Below are 13,263 nucleotides of genomic sequence, written 5' to 3'. Positions count from 1 at the left end.
ATGGCGGTGCTCAAACCGACCGATGCTACCTCGGTTCGCGCACTCGTTGCGCCGCCGACGGTGGCGATCGACGAAGCCGAGCGTCTGCGCGCCGAACTCGCGGCATTGCGCGCGGATGCGGTCCGGGCGGCGGAGGCGGCCAGGGTCGCCATCGCCAAGGCGCGCGAGGAGGGTCTGGCGGAAGGGCGCAAGGCCGGAATCGCGTCGGTCGAACGTAGCGAGCGCGAGCGGGTCGACCTGCTGGCCAAGGGACTGGCGGCGGAAGCGAAGCGTCTGTCCGAACGGTTGCAGGCGCTCGATGGTCTCGCAGCGGCACTGGCGCGCGCCTGTCTCGACCGGGTGTTCGCCCGGCCCGAGGCGATGGCGGCAATGGTCGGAGATGCGCTCGATCACCGGCTGGCGATGTTGCGCGACCGGACCGGGCTGACGGTGCGGGTGAGCGGCAAGGATTTCACCGACGCGGCGGCACTGACGGGGCACGGCGAGGTGACGATCGATCCCGACCTGCCATCGGGTGCGTGCCGGATCGGCGTGCGGCTGGGGCAGATCGATCTCGACGTGCCCCAGCAATGGGCGGCGATCGCGCGGGCGCTGGATGAGATGGCCGGGACATGACCGTGCATCCTTACCTGACCCGGATCGCCGAACTCGACCCCGCCTTGCCCTATGGCGAGGTGCGGCGGGTGATGCCCGGCCGGATCGAGGCGAGCGGACCGATGGCGACGGTCGGCGACCTGTGTCGGGTTGGCCGGCAATTGGCCGAGGTGGCGGCGGTCGATGCCGATTCGCTGGTGCTGGTGCCCGTCGAGGACGGGATGGCGGTACCGATCGGTACACGCATCGAGCCGGTACCGCATAACGGCGTCGGGGTCGGCGACGGCTATGGCGGCCGCGCGATCGATGCGCTGGGGCGGCCGATCGACGGCGGTGCCGCGATCCGCCCCGATACGCGCGTCGCCCTGCGCGGGGTCGCGCCGGGGCCGCTCGACCGCATCGCGCCGACCACGCTGCTGGAAACCGGGGTGCGCGCGATCGACGGGCTGCTGACGCTGGGACAGGGGCAGCGCATCGGGGTGTTCGCGGCGAGCGGGGTCGGCAAGACCAGCTTGATCGAACAGATCGTCGCGCAGACCGCGGCGACGCGGCGCATCGTCTGCCTGGTCGGCGAGCGCGGGCGCGAGGTGTCGGGTTTCTGGCAGGCGCTGTCGTCGCGGGGCGAGGCGGCGACGCTGGTCGCTGCGACGTCGGACGAGAGTGCGGCGATGCGCGCGCGGGCGGTGTCGACTGCTTTGTGCTTGGCCGAATATTGGCGCGATCGGGGCGAGCATGTCCTTCTGGTCGTCGATTCGATCACCCGGTTGGCGATGGCGCTGCGCGAAATCGGGCTGGCGGCCGGCGAGCCGCCGACGGTGCGGGCCTATACGCCCAATGTCTTTGCCGCCCTGCCGCGCATCGTCGAACGGTGCGGCGCGGTGCGGGGTGGTGGCGCGATCACCGCGATCCTGACCGTGCTCAGCGAAACCGACGAGATCGACGACCCGATCGTCGAGACGATGAAGGCGTTGCTCGACGGACATATCCTGTTGTCGCGGACGCTGGCGGATCGCGGGCATTTCCCGGCGATCGATCCGATCCGCAGCATCAGCCGACAGGCAGCGCGGCTGATGAAGCCCGACCATGCGCAGGCGGCCCGGGCGGTGACGGCGCACCTCGCCACCTATGACGAAGCGCGGGTGATGGTCGACAGCGGGCTGTATCAGGCAGGCGCGAACCCCGCGATCGATGCGGCAATCGCCGCGCGCGACGGGATCAACGCGTTTCTGCGGCAGGAGCAGGGGGTGGCCGTGCCCTTTGCCGAAACGCTGCGGCATCTGTCCAGGCTAGCGCCGGGGAAACGGCATGGCTGATCGGATGGGACGCGCGTGGCAAGCGCTGCGGACGATCGCGGCATTGCGGGCCGACCGGGCACAGGCCGAGCATCGCCGGACGGTGCTGGCCGAGCGTGATGCCGCGCGGGAATTGGCGGAGGCCGATACCGCGTTGGTCGAGGCGGCGGATGCATGGCAGCGGCAGGTGGTCGAGCGGTTCGATCCGGCGCTGCGCGGTGCGTATGCCCGCGTGCTGACAGCCCGAGCCGAAGCACAGATGGCGGCAACGGATGCGCAGAGAACTGCAGCGCAGGCGGTCGAAGCGGCGGCGGCGACGACGCGGCGGGAACAGGCGCGCGCCGAGGCGGTCGCGATGCAGGCTGACGTCGCTCTCCGTCAAGCGCGACGCCATGCCGACGAACGCGTGCTGATGGCGATCGCCGATCGCGCGGCGCTGAAGTGGATGCAGCGATGATCCCGCCGTTGACCGATCTGCCGACCGGATCGAGCGGCGAGACGCCGATGGTCGCGGGCGTGCCCGTTGTCGCGGCGCCGACGCTGCGCTTTGCCGACCTGCTGGTGGCCGACCCGGCGTCGCCGGCGAAAGTCGAGGTGCAGGCCGAGCGGTTCAATCTGGACGGGTTCTTCGGCACGTCGGTCGCGATGCCGGTGGCGGCGGGGGTTGCAGTTATGCAGCCGGTGGCGCCGGTGGAGCCGGCTGGCGAGGTTTCGGTCGCGGCTCCGGTCGAGGGAACAGCCGCGTCCGTTGCTTCATCGGCCCGCATTGCCAAAGCGGCAGCGCCGGTTGTGCCGCCCATGTCGCCCGGTTTCCCGAAACCGGCCGTCTCGCAGCTGATCGCGTCCACGCCAACGACTGCGCCCATGACTGCACCGCGCGGGCCATCGTCCTGTTCGACCCCCGCCGGGCCGGTTCAGCCGCGGCCGCCGATCCGTCAGCGTCCGCTTCCGACCGGATCTTTCGTGGCGGTCGCGGTGCAGGCGGTCGCGCACGGGATCGAGGTCGTGGCGCAGGTCGCCGGCCTCGACGAACGCGACCGTGCCGCGCTGGCTGACGAGGTCGCCGCGCTGCTTGCCGCGCATGGTTACACACCCGCGCACATCATCATCACCGCCACGTCCGGCACCCGACAGGAAGCCCGCTGATGCAGACCGCCCCCGTTTCGTCCGTCACGCCCGCTAGCGAGACGAGCGCCGCCCAGACCGCGACCAGTGCCTTCGGCCTCGGCTTCGATGCGCTGCTGAAGATCATCCTGACGCAGCTGACGTATCAGGATCCGTTGAAGCCGATGGACAATTTTCAGTTCGTCTCGCAGCTCGCGCAATTCTCGCAGGTCCAGCAGGGGCAGACCGCGAACGAGCGGTTGCAGGCGCTGACGGCGATGCAGGCGACCAATCAGGCGACCGGACTGCTCGGCAAGCGGGTCGATATCGCCGCTGGTGCGGCAACGCTGTCGGGCATGGTCACCGCCATCGCGCTGTCGGGCGGGGCGCCCAGCATCACCATCGAAACCGACGACAAACGCACCATCGCCGGGCTCGCCATCGGCAATATCGTCCAGATCCGGGAGAAGAATTGATGTTCGGCGCGATCTATATCGGCCTGAGCGGCCTCAACGCCTATTCGAAGGGGTTGCAGCAGGTCAGCAACAACGTGTCGAACCTGAACACGACCGGGTTCAAGGGGTCGACGGTCAGCTTCCACAATCTGTACGCGACGCCCGATCGCGGCGGCATGTCGCTAACCGGACAGGGCGGCAGCGACGGCTATGGCGTCGAGGTCGATGACGGTACGCTGAACTTCAAACAGGGCGAGTTGCGCAGCACCGACCGCGATCTCGACCTGTCGGTCGATGGCAATGGCTTTCTCGTGCTGCTCGACGGCGATCGGACGCTGTACGCGCGGACCGGCAGTTTCGAGGTCGATCCGGCCGGGTTCATCGTGCTGAGCGGGACGAATTACCGGCTGGCGACGCTGGATGCCAACGGACGCGCGGTCAGCCTGTCGGTCGATGCGCGCCGGACCAGCGCGCCCAAGGCGACGACCGCCGTGACCTTTGCCGACAATCTGTCGTCGACCGCGACCAGCTATACCGTCAGCGACATCCGCGTGTTCGACGCGAGTGGCGCTGCGCATGTGTGGAAGGCCGGTTTTGCCAAGAGTGCCGACGGGTGGACGGTGGCGGTCACCGACGACAAGGGCGCTACTGTCGGCACGCAGATGCTCAAGTTCAACGCCGGCATCGTCGATCCGGCGACGGCGAAGCTCGACTTCACCGATGCCGCATCGGGGCTGACGGTGCAGTTCGACTTTTCGAGCGGCGTCACGTCGTTTTCGGGGGGCGAAGTGTCGACGCTGCGCGCGGCGAAGGTCGATGGCTATGCGGCGGGCACGATCACCGGCATCGCCGCCGATGGCGCGGGCAAGCTGCAACTGACCTATTCGAACGGGCAACGGCACGATGGCGGCGCGATCGCGCTGGCCGATTTCCGCGATCCGACCCGGCTGGAACAGCGCGACGGGCTGTTCGCCGAGCGTGAGCCGGGCCAGTCGATGCTGCTCGCCAGCGACGATCCGCGCGTGGGGCAGGTGCGCTCGAAACGGCTCGAGGCATCGAACGTCGACCTGTCGCAGCAATTCGGCGACCTGATCCTGATCCAGCGCGGCTTTCAGGCTTCGTCGCAGATCGTCAGCGTGTCGAACGACATGATCCAGCAGCTCTTCGGCATTCGGGGGCAGGGATGAGCGCGGTGGCGTGGCTGCCCGCCGATACGCAGCCGCCCGCGGCGCTCGACGCGCTGTTCGCGGGCGTCGTGGCGGCGTGGGAGGTGCAGTGGTTCGTGGGTGCCGCGGCGCAGGCGCCCCGGTTGCGGCGGGGTGGCGGATCGGGCTGGCGATGCAATGTGGCCGGGCTGGCGATCGGCACCGCGCCCGATACGGCGCTGCGGATCGGGGCGCGGATCGTCGGGGTGTCGGCGGAGGCGCGTGACGGTGTCGACCGGGCCGTGCTGGAAGCCGTGGCCGAACCGTGCCTGCTCGACCTGCGCGCCCGACTGATCGCCGTCGCCGGCGGCGATGACGGGTTCGTTGCCGCGGCTGGAGCGGACTGGGTCGCGACGCTCGGCGACGGGCTGGCGTTCGGCCTGTCCGATGCGCTGTTCGCGGCGCTGGTGCGGCGGGTATTGCCGGCAGTGGCGTTGCCGCGGCTGGGGTCGGGGGCACCGGCGTTGGCGGCGATCCCGGTCGCGGTCGGCGCGGCGGTGGGACGGGCGGCGATGCGGCTGGCCGACCTGCGCGCGCTGGAGGTCGGCGACGTCGTCGTGCTCGACCGGGCACTAAGCGACCCAGTGCCGATCGAACTCGACGGGCGGCCCTCGCCGCGCGGGCGGGTGCGGATCGTGCCGGCCGAGCCGATCCCGTCGCTGCAAATCGTCGATGTCGCTGCGTGAGTATGTCCATGTCCGAAACCAAAGCCGCGCGCGTCAGCACGACGTTGATCGACAGCGTCGCGGTCGAACTCGACGCCCATCTGGGGCAGGCGAAGATGACCGTAGGCGTGCTGACTGCGCTCAAACCCGGCGCCGTCGTTCCGTTGGAAGCGGCGCTGAACCGTCCGGTCGAATTGCGGCTGGGCGAAGCGATCGTCGCGCGTGGCGAGCTGGTCGCGGTCGACGACAGGTTCGGCGTGCGGCTGACGGAGATCGCGGCGTGGCCGGAATGATCCTGGCGGCCGCGCCTGCGCGGCTCGGCGGTGGTGCGGCGCTCGACATATCGCTGACGCGAATCGTCGTCGCGCTGCTGGTCTGTCTCACACTGGCCGGACTGGCGGCGCTGCTCATCAAGCGTGGCGGCGGGCGGCTGGCGCTGCCCAGTCGGGCGGAACGGCGGATCGCGGTGATCGAGAGCCGGCGGATCAGCCCGCATGCCGATCTGTGCCTGCTGCGCTGCGACGGGCAGGAATATGTGATCCTGTCGTCCGCCACCGGGCAGCAGGTGCTGCGCGAGGGGCCGGCGGCATGGACGAGATGCTGGCCGGCGGCGCGATCGGCAACGACGTCGTGCGCACCGCGCTGATCCTGACGCTGCTGGCGGTGATCCCGGCGGTGGTCATCAGCATGACCAGTTTCGTGCGCACCGTCATCGTGCTGTCGATGGTGCGCCACGCGTTCGGCATGCCCGAAACGCCGCCGACGCCGGTGCTGGTCGCGCTGTCGATGATTCTGACCGCGTTCACCATGGCGCCGACCGCGACGCGGATCAACGCCGATGCGCTGCAACCGCTGCTCGCCGGGCGGATCGGGGTGGAGGCGGCGATGAGTGCCGGCGCCGCGCCGCTCCGCCGGTTCATGCTGGCGCAGACGCGCGATGCCGATCTGGAATCGATCTACGCGATCAGCCGTACGCCGCTGCCACGCCGGGCCGAGGACGTCGAAACGCTGAAGCTCGCCCCCGCCTTCATCCTCAACGAGCTGCGCGTGTCGTTCACCATCGGCTTCGTCATCCTGCTGCCGTTCCTGCTGATCGACCTGGTGGTGGCCAGCATCCTGCTGGCGCTGGGCATGATGATGGTGCCGCCCGCGACGATCGCGCTGCCGATCAAGATATTGATGTTCGTGCTGATCGACGGCTGGGGACTGGTGCTGCAAGGGGTGCTCGGTAGTTTCCGATGATGCGGCGCGTTGGTTTCGACCTGTTGCTGGTGCCGCCGCGCGTCGAGGCGTCGCTGTGGCGGCGGCTGCGCTTCGAGAACGAGAAAAGGTGTCGCGAACAGATCTTCACCCGCTACCGCCTGCTCGCCCGCGCCATCGCCCGGCGCCAGCATGGCCGTCGCCCGAAACATGGCGCGGACTTGGGCGACATGGAGCATTTCGCGTACGAAGGGCTGTTGCAGGCGATCGACCGCTACGATCCGCTGCGCGGCATCCCGTTCGGCGCCTATGCACGGCGGCGGATCGTCGGCAGCATTGCCGACGGATCGGCCCGGATGAGCGAGAGCGACGCGACCTGGTCGCAGCGCCGCCGGGCGGAGACCGACCGTGCGCGATCGCTGTGCCATGGTGAGGAGGAGGACCCGGTCGCGGCGCTGGCGGCGTTGGTGTCGGGCCTTGCCATCGGGTTGATGCTGGAGGAAAGCGCGCTGGTGGTCGGCGCCGACGGCATCGATCCGCGTCCCAATGCGTATCAGAGCCTCGAATGGCGCGAACTTCATGCGGTGCTGGCCGGCGGCATCGCCGCATTGCCCGAGCGTGAGGCGATGATTATCCGCCAGCATTATGAGGCGGGCGTCAGTTTCGCCCAGATCGCAGACCTGCTGAACCTGTCGAAAGGGCGGGTGTCGCAACTGCATGCCGCAGCACTCGGCCGGTTGCGGCGGCGGCTGCACGGATATCGGAGATAGGATCATGTGCGACGACGATGACATCCGCCAGTTGCTGGCGGTGGCGGAAGCTTCCCCGAACGACGCGCTGCCGATGGCAGAGCGGCTGATCGCGGCGCATCCGGACGATGCGCGCCTGCATTTCTTTCGCGGGTCGCTGCTGGCCGGCAGCGCTCGCCCGATCGAGGCGCATGCATCGCTGTCGCGCGCGGTAACGCTGGCCCCGGACTTTGCGCTGGCGCGGTTCCAGCTCGGCTTTTTCGAGCTGACCTCCGGCGAGCCGGCACGGGCGCAGGCGACGTGGGAACCGTTGTCGACGCTGCCGGACGACCATTATCTGCGGCAGTTCGTGACCGGGCTGATCCACCTGATCCACGATCGTTTCGCCGACACGATCGCCGCGCTGGAAAGCGGGATCGCCGCGAATGACGAGGCGCCGCCGCTCAACCACGACATGCTGCTCATCATCGATCAGTGCCGGCCATTGCTCGACCCGGCGGTCGAGACCGAGGAGGCATCTCCGACCTCGTTCCTGTTGGGGCAGTGGGGGCGGGGCAGTCTGCATTGAAGGTTGCCGGTACCGACCATGTCCTGTTGCTGTTGCGCGCGAAGCTGGCGCGCCTGTCGCGCGAACGGGCGGACAAGGCGGGTCGGACGGCACGGAGCGGCGATCCGCGCCCGGTCGACCGGTTGCGGGCGATGGCGGGGTTCGATGCGCTCGGCGACGACGAACGCCGTCGCGCGGTGGTGCACGGGCTGTTGACCGAGGAACTGGGCGAAGCGGTCGCCAACGATGCGGCGTTCGCGGCGGTGCTCGACGAGGTACTGCGGATCGTGGGCGAGATGCCGGGGGGTGTTGCGTTGATCGACCGCGCCGCGGCGGCAATGCGGGGAGGGTTAAGTAGCTGACGAAGAATGTCCGCTTTCGTTCTATTGTGCGATGCCACAATAGATTTTGAGCGACATTTTATTTGAACAGTCATCCGAGGGATAGTGATCGGTTCTATTCGTTAGCGTTGCCGATGAATATTTGCGGGCTCCACTTGCTTTGATCGATGGCGCAGTGTTTGATGTCGATCAAAGCTGTCGAAGGCGGAGCCCCGAGCCATGTTGCGATCCCTGGTTTGCGTCCTGACCCTTGCGATTAGTCTGCCGGCGCAGGCCCAGCTTACCGGCCCGGTCAAGAATGGGGATCAGACGATCACGGTCACCGGTGCCCGCACTCGCGCAAACAAGGTCGAGTTGAGCGATTGGCGCATGGCGGAAACGCCGCATGTCGTCGTGTTCAGCCAGGGCGGCGAGAAGGAATTGCGTGAGACGGCGCATAATCTGGAAAAGCTGCACTTCCTGTTGTCAGCTCTGTTCGACCGCGTCGATAAGCCTGATGATACGATCAAGATTGCAGTGACGATGATCGGTGATGTCGGCGAGTTCGAGCAACTGCGGCTGACCGACCGGCGCTGGCAGTATGGGCCGTTCCCGGCCGCATTCACCAAATCGATCTACTACGACCCGCGCAAGGATGGATCGGTACTTGCGACGACCGAGGAAGGGGTCAACCTTATCCTACAACCCTCCGATGGTCGGCCGACGAGACGAAATTGTACCGAAAATGATGGCCCGTTGGTCGATAATTTTCTTGTAGCCGGCCCGAGCGGTGAATTGACCGCAGAAGACTTTGCCGCGCAAATACGGAAAAACGAAATCGCCGTCTGCCAGTCGGCCCAATCCCGCCTCTATGCCGGCTTCGCGCAAAACTATCTGATGACCTACTTTCCGGCGGCCTACCCTCGCTGGTTCGTGCAGGGGTTCGGCGAACTGTTCGCGCCATTGGTCGCCGACAAGGATTTCGTCGACTACGGCCAACGCCCCGAAGGCTATTTCAAGGTCCTCGACCGCTATGGCGATTATCCAGTCAAGGATGTGCTGAACGGCCGCTATCTGTCGGGCGAGGGCAAGGCATGGACGCCGTTCCACGCATGGCGGCTGGTCCATTTCTTCTACTTTTCCGATACGTGGAAACCGAAGCTAGAGAAATATCTCGCGGATATTGCGGCCGGGGTCGATCCGAAGCGCGCCGCCGCCGCTTTTGGTGACCCGCGCGCCTTGCAGCGGGCAGTCACGTTGTTTCGGGGCAGCAAGGCGCCGTATGACCGACTGAGCTTCCCCGCCGAACGGGCCCCCGAACCCAGCATCCGCCGCTTGACCCGAGCCGAAGCAGGATTGATCCGCGGTCGCCTTGAACTCGGGGCGCGGATCGAGGTGCCCGATGCCGGTCCCGATCGTGCCGCGGCACTTGCCCGGCGGACGGCATGGCTCGACCGCCTGCGTAGCAATGCGACGCGCTTTCCCGACCTGATCGAGAACCAGTTGCTGCTGGCGGAGGCCGAATGCCGCGCCGACCAGCCCGAGCAATGCCTCGCCGCCGCCGACCGGGCGCTGGCGCAGGCCCCGACCGATACCCGCGCTCTGGTGTGGAAGGGCAGCGCGTTGACCCGGTTGGCGGCACGCGCGCCTGTCGCCGAACGGCCCGCGAAACTGGCCGAGGCGCGCGGCTATCTGGTCAAGGCCAATCGGCTCGACCCCGAGGGGGTCCTGCCGCTGATCGCTTATTATGACAGCTTTGAACTGGCCGGGGACCGGGCGACCGATGCCGCGGTCGGTGGGCTGTACAAGGTGGTCCAGTCGGCGCCGGCCGCGCCGACGTCGCGGCTGTCGCTGGGCAAGGAACTGATCGCGCGCGATCTTCGCGAGGACGCGCGCGATACGCTGCTGCCGGTTGCCAGGGGCGCGTTCGACACGCCCGAGCAACCGGTCGCGGCGGCGCTGCTGCCCAAGGCGGGATAGCCGCTACCCCCGCGCACCCATCCGGGCCAGCGCCTGCGCGATGGTGGTGCCGCTATCGTCGAGCGGGGTGGACAGCGCCAGCGTCACGATCCGCTCGGCCTTGGCGGCGTCGCCGTCGCCCGCCGCCAGCATCGCCGCTGCCAGCCCGCCGGCGAAGCTTTCGCGGTCGAGCCGCAGCGCCACCGCCGTGCGTCGCCGCGCGGCGTCGAGGTCGCCGGCGAGCAGGTCGAGCACCGCCAGCGATCCATGCGCCTCGGCGAACGTGTCGTCGATCGCCAGCGCCCGCTCGAACCGCAGCCGCGCCGTCGCCGCGTCGCCGGCAAGCAGATGCGCCCAGCCGGCGGCGATCCACGATCCCAGATGCGAACCGAACCCCTCCGCCCCGCGATCGAGATCGGCGGTCGCGGCGGCGGCATCCTGTGCCGACAGCGCCAGCAGCCCGCGCCCGACCCGCGCGCGCGGATTGTCCGACTGCACTGCCAGCACCCGGTCGAACAGCGGCCCCGCCGCCGGATCGGCCGCCTCCATCGCCAGCGTCGCCTGCGTCACCAATCCCTCCGGATGATCTCCGGCGCGATCGGCAGCGGCACGGGCGAGGGCAAGGTCTTCGAGATCGATCGCCAGCGTCGAGATGGCGGCATTGACGCCGGCATGGTCGGGAAAGCGGTCGAATGCCGCGCGGGCGACCGTCTCGGCACGGTCCATCTCGCCGCGATCGTGGAGCAGGGCGATCAGCAACTGCGCCGCCTGCGGCAAATGCGCCGCGAGCTCGTCGTCGAGCAACGCCAGCGCTTCGTCGGCCTCGCCTTGCATCGTCAGCGATCGCGCCAGATTGTAGCGGACGCCGGGGGCATCGACCCCCGCCTCGGTCAGCGCGCGGAACGCGGCGGTGGCCTCCGTCCAATCCTGCGCTGCCATCGCCGCCAGCCCGGTCAGATGATCGATCGCCGGCGATGGCCCCTCGATCTCGCGCAGTCGTTCGATCAACGCCCGCGCCTCGGCCGGACGACCGGCGGCGATCGCGGCGTGCGCGGTGTCGGTCAGCAGCGCGACATTGGCGGGATCGACGGCAAGGAAGCCGGCAAGCTGGTCGTAATCGGTCATCATGTCCCCTGGTCCAACCGGACGATATCGAAGGATTTGAGCGTGATCCGCATCGGAATTTCGGCGACCGACAGGACCGACAGCGTCGGCAGGCTGCGCCTGGTCAACGCCTTCAGATGGCGGCGCAGTTCCGACCCGCACAGCAACACCGGCGCGCGACCCTGCTGGAACATCGCCTCGGTCAGCGGCATCAGCCGGCGGATAAGCTGTTCGGCGAGGCGCGGCTCGACCGCCATCGATCCGCCGCCGCTCGCCGCACCGATGCTGGCGGCCAGCTGGTTTTCGAGGCGGGGATCGAGGCTCAGCACCGCCAGATCGGCATGGCGGCCGCGCAACTGGTGGCAGATCGCGTAGCTCATCCGCTGGCGGATCAGCTCGGTCAGTTCGATCGGGTCCTTCTGCGTGCGGGCCAGGTCGGTCAGATGCTCGACGATCAGGTCGAGATTGGCAATCGACACACCCTCGGCCAGCAATGCCTGCAACACGCGCTGCACGTCGGATACCGACAGCGTCTGCGGTACCAGTTCCTCGACCAGCCCCGGCTGCCGCCGCCGGACGCCGTCGAGCAGGCCGACGACGGTGGCGCGGGTCAGCAGCGTGCCGACTTCGCCGCGCACGATCTCGCCGAAATGGGTGGCCAGCACGGTCAGCGGATCGATGATCGTGCAGCCGGCGGCCTTGGCGGCATCGGCTTGTTCGGGCGCGATCCACCACGCCGGCAAGCCAAAGGCGGGGTCGGTGGTGGCGATGCCGTCGATCGCCGGTTTCTGCCCCTGTCCGGCCGCGGCCAGCACCCGATCGGGGTGGATCTCGCTGGCGCCATAGCGGGCGCCGAACAGGCGTATTTCATAGCCGTGGCTGCCGAGGCCGGCCCCGTCCTCCAGCCGCACGGCGGGGAAGGGCAGGCCGAACTGTTCCTCATGGACCCGGCGCAGCCCCGCGATGCGGTCCATGACCAGCGCGCCTTCGCCGGCCCAGGCGCCCGACAGCGCCTCGCCCAGCCGGATTTCGAGCGGCGGCGCGGCGGTCGATTCCGCCGCGACTTCTTCGTCGACCGGTTCCGCCGGAGCGTCCGCCGCCGACTTGCGGATGCGTCGCCATGCGACGAAGGCGATGGTGCCGATCACGACGATCGGCCATTTCGGCATGCCCGGCAGCAACAACAGCGCGCCGAGCACGGCGGCGACGATCAGCGGGATGCGCGGCACCGACCCCAGCTGACGGAACACCTCGGTCGACAATTCGCGGTCGGAGGCGGAGCGGGTGACGATGATGCCGGTCGCGATCGAGATGATGAGCGCCGGCAGCTGCGTTGCGATGCCGTCGCCGATCGTCAGGAGGGTGAAGTGGCCGAGCGCCTCGCCCCATTCCATGCCCATCTGCGTCACGCCGACGATCCAGCCGGCGATGATGTTGATGAGCAGGATGATGATCCCGGCGATCGCGTCGCCCTTTACGAATTTGGACGCGCCATCCATCGCGCCGTAGAAGGATGCTTCCTTTTCCAATCCCTTTCGCCGCGCGACCGCTTCGTCGCGGTCGATCAGTCCCATGTTCAGGTCGGCGTCGATGCTCATCTGCTGACCCGGCATCGAATCCAGCGTGAATCGCGCGGCGACTTCGGACACGCGCTGCGCGCCGCTGGTGATGACGACATATTGCACGACGACGAGGATCGCGAACACGACCAGCCCGACGACGAAATTGCCCCGCACCGCAAACGCACCGATCGATCCGATCACCGCCCCGGCATCGCCGCCGGTCAGGATCAGGCGCGTGGCGGCGACGTTCAGCGACAGCCGGTACAGCGTCGCCACCAGCAACAGTGAGGGAAAGGTCGAGAATTCGACCGGCTTGCCGACATAGAAGGTCAGCAGCATGATCGTCAGCGCGAGCCCGAAATTGGCGATGATCGCGAGGTCGAGCAGCGCCGGCGGGATCGGGGCAAACAGGATGACGAGGATGCCGATCGTCGCGGCGACGAGCGCCAGATCGCGATTGGCGGCGGGAAGCGCGGAAAGGCACGGCAGGATGCCGGTCGACATGGC

Annotated in this window: 16 protein-coding genes; 14 read left to right on the top strand and 2 right to left on the bottom strand. The window is 68.3% G+C overall.

Going from position 1 to position 13,263, the window contains the following annotated elements; translation table 11 throughout:
* The 14 genes from ACTHQV_RS09340 to ACTHQV_RS09275 all read left to right on the top strand — a co-directional run bounded on the left by ACTHQV_RS09340 (position 1) and on the right by ACTHQV_RS09275 (position 10,111).
* On the top strand, positions 1 to 615 hold the full coding sequence (locus ACTHQV_RS09340) for a hypothetical protein (protein WP_440489811.1): 615 nt from the start codon (positions 1 to 3) through the stop codon (positions 613 to 615).
* A complete protein-coding gene (locus ACTHQV_RS09335; protein ID WP_440489810.1) occupies positions 612 to 1,907 on the top strand; it encodes a FliI/YscN family ATPase in 1,296 nt (431 codons plus the stop codon). The genes ACTHQV_RS09340 and ACTHQV_RS09335 overlap by 4 nt, the downstream gene beginning before the upstream one ends.
* The gene (locus ACTHQV_RS09330; protein WP_440489809.1) at positions 1,900 to 2,343 is read left to right on the top strand and encodes a hypothetical protein; all 444 of its coding nucleotides are present in this window, start codon (positions 1,900 to 1,902) and stop codon (positions 2,341 to 2,343) included. Before ACTHQV_RS09335 ends, ACTHQV_RS09330 begins: the two co-directional genes overlap by 8 nt.
* Positions 2,340 to 3,032 carry a hypothetical protein gene (locus ACTHQV_RS09325; protein ID WP_440489808.1) on the top strand — a complete coding sequence of 231 codons (693 nt, stop codon included), beginning with the start codon at positions 2,340 to 2,342 and terminating at the stop codon, positions 3,030 to 3,032. The genes ACTHQV_RS09330 and ACTHQV_RS09325 overlap by 4 nt, the downstream gene beginning before the upstream one ends.
* A complete protein-coding gene (locus tag ACTHQV_RS09320; protein WP_440489806.1) occupies positions 3,032 to 3,466 on the top strand; it encodes a flagellar hook assembly protein FlgD in 435 nt (144 codons plus the stop codon). The genes ACTHQV_RS09325 and ACTHQV_RS09320 overlap by 1 nt, the downstream gene beginning before the upstream one ends.
* Positions 3,466 to 4,632 (top strand): flagellar hook protein FlgE, encoded by a 1,167-nt coding sequence (locus ACTHQV_RS09315; protein WP_440489804.1) that lies wholly within the window; start codon positions 3,466 to 3,468, stop codon positions 4,630 to 4,632. Before ACTHQV_RS09320 ends, ACTHQV_RS09315 begins: the two co-directional genes overlap by 1 nt.
* A gap of 5 nt (positions 4,633 to 4,637) precedes the next feature.
* A complete protein-coding gene (locus tag ACTHQV_RS09310) occupies positions 4,638 to 5,336 on the top strand; it encodes a FliM/FliN family flagellar motor switch protein (protein ID WP_440489802.1) in 699 nt (232 codons plus the stop codon).
* A gap of 8 nt (positions 5,337 to 5,344) precedes the next feature.
* Positions 5,345 to 5,608, top strand: coding sequence for a FliM/FliN family flagellar motor switch protein (locus ACTHQV_RS09305; RefSeq protein ID WP_440489800.1), 264 nt, complete (start codon positions 5,345 to 5,347; stop codon positions 5,606 to 5,608).
* Positions 5,596 to 5,961 (top strand): hypothetical protein, encoded by a 366-nt coding sequence (locus tag ACTHQV_RS09300; protein WP_440489799.1) that lies wholly within the window; start codon positions 5,596 to 5,598, stop codon positions 5,959 to 5,961. Before ACTHQV_RS09305 ends, ACTHQV_RS09300 begins: the two co-directional genes overlap by 13 nt.
* Positions 5,904 to 6,557: a flagellar type III secretion system pore protein FliP gene (fliP, locus tag ACTHQV_RS09295; protein ID WP_440489797.1), complete on the top strand. Its 654-nt coding sequence runs from the start codon at positions 5,904 to 5,906 to the stop codon at positions 6,555 to 6,557. The genes ACTHQV_RS09300 and fliP overlap by 58 nt, the downstream gene beginning before the upstream one ends.
* Positions 6,554 to 7,285 (top strand): sigma-70 family RNA polymerase sigma factor, encoded by a 732-nt coding sequence (locus ACTHQV_RS09290; protein WP_440489795.1) that lies wholly within the window; start codon positions 6,554 to 6,556, stop codon positions 7,283 to 7,285. Before fliP ends, ACTHQV_RS09290 begins: the two co-directional genes overlap by 4 nt.
* 4 nt (positions 7,286 to 7,289) lie before the next feature.
* On the top strand, positions 7,290 to 7,832 hold the full coding sequence (locus tag ACTHQV_RS09285; protein WP_440489793.1) for a tetratricopeptide repeat protein: 543 nt from the start codon (positions 7,290 to 7,292) through the stop codon (positions 7,830 to 7,832).
* A complete protein-coding gene (locus tag ACTHQV_RS09280; RefSeq protein ID WP_440489791.1) occupies positions 7,829 to 8,173 on the top strand; it encodes a hypothetical protein in 345 nt (114 codons plus the stop codon). Before ACTHQV_RS09285 ends, ACTHQV_RS09280 begins: the two co-directional genes overlap by 4 nt.
* A gap of 198 nt (positions 8,174 to 8,371) precedes the next feature.
* Positions 8,372 to 10,111 (top strand): hypothetical protein, encoded by a 1,740-nt coding sequence (locus ACTHQV_RS09275; protein ID WP_440489789.1) that lies wholly within the window; start codon positions 8,372 to 8,374, stop codon positions 10,109 to 10,111.
* A 3-nt stretch (positions 10,112 to 10,114) separates the two neighbouring features.
* On the opposite strand, the gene ACTHQV_RS09270 is transcribed toward ACTHQV_RS09275, so the two are convergent.
* Together ACTHQV_RS09270 and ACTHQV_RS09265 are read right to left on the bottom strand one after the other, a co-directional pair.
* A complete protein-coding gene (locus tag ACTHQV_RS09270; protein ID WP_440489788.1) occupies positions 10,115 to 11,215 on the bottom strand; it encodes a tetratricopeptide repeat protein in 1,101 nt (366 codons plus the stop codon).
* Entirely contained in the window at positions 11,215 to 13,260 is a 2,046-nt protein-coding gene (locus tag ACTHQV_RS09265; RefSeq protein ID WP_440489786.1) for a flagellar biosynthesis protein FlhA, read from the bottom strand. Before ACTHQV_RS09265 ends, ACTHQV_RS09270 begins: the two co-directional genes overlap by 1 nt.
* Between the last annotated feature and the right edge of the window lie 3 nt (positions 13,261 to 13,263).

The sequence above is a fragment of the Sphingomonas sp. SAFR-052 genome (assembly GCF_051965015.1).
In the GTDB taxonomy this organism is placed as follows: Bacteria; Pseudomonadota; Alphaproteobacteria; order Sphingomonadales; family Sphingomonadaceae; genus Sphingomonas.
This window is presented reverse-complemented; position numbering and strand designations above follow the sequence as displayed.

Coding starts and splice junctions, on each gene's coding strand:
- ACTHQV_RS09340 (WP_440489811.1), top strand. CDS start 1: ATGGCGGTGCTCAAACCGACCGATGCTACCTCGGTTCGCGCACTCGTT.
- ACTHQV_RS09335 (WP_440489810.1), top strand. CDS start 612: ATGACCGTGCATCCTTACCTGACCCGGATCGCCGAACTCGACCCCGCC.
- ACTHQV_RS09330 (WP_440489809.1), top strand. CDS start 1,900: ATGGCTGATCGGATGGGACGCGCGTGGCAAGCGCTGCGGACGATCGCG.
- ACTHQV_RS09325 (WP_440489808.1), top strand. CDS start 2,340: ATGATCCCGCCGTTGACCGATCTGCCGACCGGATCGAGCGGCGAGACG.
- ACTHQV_RS09320 (WP_440489806.1), top strand. CDS start 3,032: ATGCAGACCGCCCCCGTTTCGTCCGTCACGCCCGCTAGCGAGACGAGC.
- ACTHQV_RS09315 (WP_440489804.1), top strand. CDS start 3,466: ATGTTCGGCGCGATCTATATCGGCCTGAGCGGCCTCAACGCCTATTCG.
- ACTHQV_RS09305 (WP_440489800.1), top strand. CDS start 5,345: ATGTCCGAAACCAAAGCCGCGCGCGTCAGCACGACGTTGATCGACAGC.
- fliP (WP_440489797.1), top strand. CDS start 5,904: ATGGACGAGATGCTGGCCGGCGGCGCGATCGGCAACGACGTCGTGCGC.
- ACTHQV_RS09290 (WP_440489795.1), top strand. CDS start 6,554: ATGATGCGGCGCGTTGGTTTCGACCTGTTGCTGGTGCCGCCGCGCGTC.
- ACTHQV_RS09285 (WP_440489793.1), top strand. CDS start 7,290: ATGTGCGACGACGATGACATCCGCCAGTTGCTGGCGGTGGCGGAAGCT.
- ACTHQV_RS09275 (WP_440489789.1), top strand. CDS start 8,372: ATGTTGCGATCCCTGGTTTGCGTCCTGACCCTTGCGATTAGTCTGCCG.
- ACTHQV_RS09270 (WP_440489788.1), bottom strand. CDS start 11,215: ATGACCGATTACGACCAGCTTGCCGGCTTCCTTGCCGTCGATCCCGCC.
- ACTHQV_RS09265 (WP_440489786.1), bottom strand. CDS start 13,260: ATGTCGACCGGCATCCTGCCGTGCCTTTCCGCGCTTCCCGCCGCCAAT.